Annotated in this window: 3 protein-coding genes; 1 reads left to right on the forward strand and 2 read right to left on the reverse strand. The window is 71.5% G+C overall.

Going from position 1 to position 3,082, the window contains the following annotated elements; genetic code table 11:
- Both VGN18_RS13215 and fdhD read right to left on the reverse strand, forming a co-directional pair.
- Nucleotides 1-648 (reverse strand): flavin monoamine oxidase family protein (locus VGN18_RS13215; RefSeq protein WP_327540162.1); only part of this gene is annotated, 648 nt, incomplete at its 3' end.
- Between the two features lie 49 nt (nt 649-697).
- Complete coding sequence (fdhD, locus tag VGN18_RS13220; protein WP_349259907.1) at nt 698-1,492, reverse strand: formate dehydrogenase accessory sulfurtransferase FdhD; 795 nt, start codon at nt 1,490-1,492, stop codon at nt 698-700.
- A gap of 184 nt (nt 1,493-1,676) precedes the next feature.
- On the opposite strand from fdhD, the gene VGN18_RS13225 reads away from it, so the two are divergent.
- The gene (locus VGN18_RS13225; RefSeq protein WP_327540164.1) at nt 1,677-2,993 is read left to right on the forward strand and encodes an ISL3 family transposase; all 1,317 of its coding nucleotides are present in this window, start codon (nt 1,677-1,679) and stop codon (nt 2,991-2,993) included.
- Nucleotides 2,994-3,082 lie beyond the last annotated feature (89 nt).

Consider the following 3,082-nt stretch of genomic DNA (forward strand, 5'->3'; position numbering starts at 1 on the left):
GTCGCGCGGCTCTGCGCCGACGAGGGCCTGCAGGAACGGGGCGAGGATCGCCAGCACGCCGTCGGCGTCGACGGCGTTCGCGCGCACCCAGCTCTCCAGAGTCTGCGCGTCGTAGGTCTTGGCCTTGGCGGCCGTCCACGGCTTGTCGACCGGCACCTCGGTCGACATCTGGTCGATCTGCGCGACGAGCTTGGCGATGTCCGCGGCGATCGTCGGGTCCGGCGGAGCGGTGCCGAGCGGGCTGGTGTCGCTGTAGCGCAGCCGCACCGCACCGTTGACGTAGATGTTGTCACCGGTGTCATAGGCGTTGTACGTCCCGACCCCGACGGCCTCGGCCAGCGCGACGATGCGGTCCTGGGTCGGGCCGACGAACTCCCCGCCCGCTTCCGCGATCCGGCCGTTGCCGATCGGATGGTTCAGCACCCGGCCGCCGACCCGGTCGCGCGCCTCGAGCACGACGACGCGATGGCCCTTGGCGAGCAGGCGGCGCGCCGTCGTCAGGCCGGCCAGCCCGGCGCCGACCACGGCGACATCGGTGGTGAGGGAGGTCGGTGTGGCGGCGCCCGCCGGACTCGCGAGCAGGCCGCCGGCGGTGGCCGCCGCGGCCGCCGCGCCACCGGTCAGGAAAGTTCTGCGGGAGGTCGACATGCGCAACAGTGTGTCCGGGGTAACCCGAACGCGCACTTCGGGACGGGCGTCAGCTGACGCAGTCCTCACCGGCGTAGACGTTCATCCGCCCGCCGCGGACCAGGCCGGCCAACAGCAGGCCGTGCTCGCGCGCGAGGTCGACGGCGAGGCTGGACGGCGCGGACACCGCGACGATGCCGGCGACCCCCGCGGCCACGGCCTTCTGCACGATCTCGAAGGAGACCCGTCCGCTCACGACCAGCAGCCGGTCGGTGCCGGGCAGCGCGCCGTCGAGCAGGGCCCGCCCGACCACCTTGTCGACGGCGTTGTGCCGGCCGACGTCCTCGCGCACGACGTCGACGGCGCCGGCGGGCGTGGCCAGCGCCGCGGCGTGCACTGCGCCGGTGCGATCGAACGCCCGCTGGCGGGTGCGCATCGCGTCCGGCAGCGCGGCGAGGACGTCACGACCCACAGTCCACCCGGCGCGGTGCGGGTCGGACGTGCGCACCAGGCTGAGGTCGAGGACGTCCGCGCTGCACACCCCGCACGCCGCCGAGGTGACGAACGCCCGCGGGCGGGGCGGCCGTACCCCGGCGCGCAACGTGATGTGGACGCGGTCGGTGTCGTCCTCGCGACAGGCCCGCAGCGTGACGATGTCCGCCGGCGCCCGCACCCCGGACTCCACGACCAGCCAGCCGGCCGCCAGCTCGAGGTCGTGGCCGGGCGTGCGCATCAGCGTGGCGATCGCGTCGCCGTCCATGCCGAGCACCAGCGGGGACTCCACGGCCAGGTCGTCCGGCCCGGTCGAGGCCTCGCCGCCGGCGGGCAGCCGCACGATGGCGCGCCTGGTCGTGGTCACCGACATCCCTCGAGCCTACGTCGGGTCATCCCCGTCCCCTCTCGTTGAGTGACGTCTCGCCCGCATGTGTGACGGCGGAAAGCGGCTCTTCGCAGATGAGGGTGTAGTTCTCGGCGCGTCGGTCGCTGGGTGAGGGTCGAGGTCTTCCGATGATGGGAGTTCTCACGCTGCCCATCTGGAAGACCTCGACGTGCTTGACGCTACCTTCGTGCGCCCTGATCTCGGCGCGTTCTGCCGCCTCGACGAGCTCGGTTTGGAGGTGGTAGGTCAACGCCTCGAACCCGATCGAGCCGTGCTGGCCTGCCGGGTCGAGCCTGGCGAGTTCGATCGGTGGTGTCGGCGCTGCGGCGGCGAGGGGGCGCCGCGTGACAGCGTGACCCGCGAGTTCGCGCATGAGCCGTTCGGGTGGCGGGCGACGACGCTGCAGGTCACGATCCGCCGCTACCGATGTGTGTCGTGCTCGCGGGTGTGGCGGCAAGACACCAGCAAGGCGGCCGAACCACGAGCACGCCTGTCGCGGCGCGGGCTGCGCTGGGCGTTGGAGGCGATCGTCGTGCAACACCTGACCGTCGCCCGCATCGCCGAAGCGCTCGCAGTGTCCTGGAACACCGCCAACAACGCGGTCCTGGCCGAGGGCAAGCGGGTGCTGATCAGCGACCCGCACCGGCTCGCCGGCGTCAAGGTCGTCGGCGTCGACGAACACTGCTGGCGACACACCCGTAAGGGCGACAAGTACGTCACCGTGATCATCGACCTCACCCCGGTGCGGGAGGGCACCGGACCGGCCCGGCTGCTGGACATGGTCGAGGGCCGCTCGAAACAGGTCTTCACCAGCTGGCTCGACACGCAGACACCACAGTTCCGCAACGGGATCGAGGTCGTGGCGATGGACGGGTTCACCGGGTTCAAGACCGCCGCCGCCGAGACCGTCCCGGACGCGGTCGCCGTCATGGACCCCTTCCACGTCGTCGCGCTCGCCGGCGACGCGCTGGATCGCTGCCGCCAACGCGTGCAGCAAGAAACCCGCGGACACCGCGGCCACACCGGCGACCCGCTCTACGGCATCCGCCGCGTCCTGCGCACCGGCGCAGACCTGCTCACCGACCGGCAGCGCCAGCGGCTCGACGACGTGTTCGCCGACGACCGCCACGTCGAGGTCCAAGCAACGTGGAGCGTCTACCAGCGCATCGTCGCCGCCTACCGCAACACCGACCGCGCCGCCGGCAAGACCCAGCTACGCAACGCGATCGACGCGATCAGCACCGCCGTCCCGACAGACCTCGACGAAGTGATCACCCTCGGCCGCACCCTCAAGCGCCGCGCCGTCGACGTGCTCGCCTACTTCGACCGGCCCGGCACCAGCAACGGCCCGACCGAAGCGATCAACGGCCGGCTGGAGCACCTGCGCGGCTCCGCCCTCGGGTTCCGGAACCTCACCAACTACATCGCCAGATCACTGCTCGAGACCGGCGGCTTCAGACCCCGGCTACACCCTCATTCCGGATGAGCCCTTTGTGCGTGTCGCCACCAACGACGGCATCGACAACTTCTGCGACCATGGGCATCGCGACTCTGGTCTCCTTCCAGGAACCGGGT

Source organism: Jatrophihabitans sp., assembly GCF_036000465.1.
Taxonomy (GTDB): Bacteria; Actinomycetota; Actinomycetes; order Mycobacteriales; family Jatrophihabitantaceae; genus Jatrophihabitans.

Bases quoted from the DNA above. Each gene is read 5' to 3' on its own strand.
- fdhD (WP_349259907.1), bottom strand. From the start codon at position 1,492: ATGTCGGTGACCACGACCAGGCGCGCCATCGTGCGGCTGCCCGCCGGC.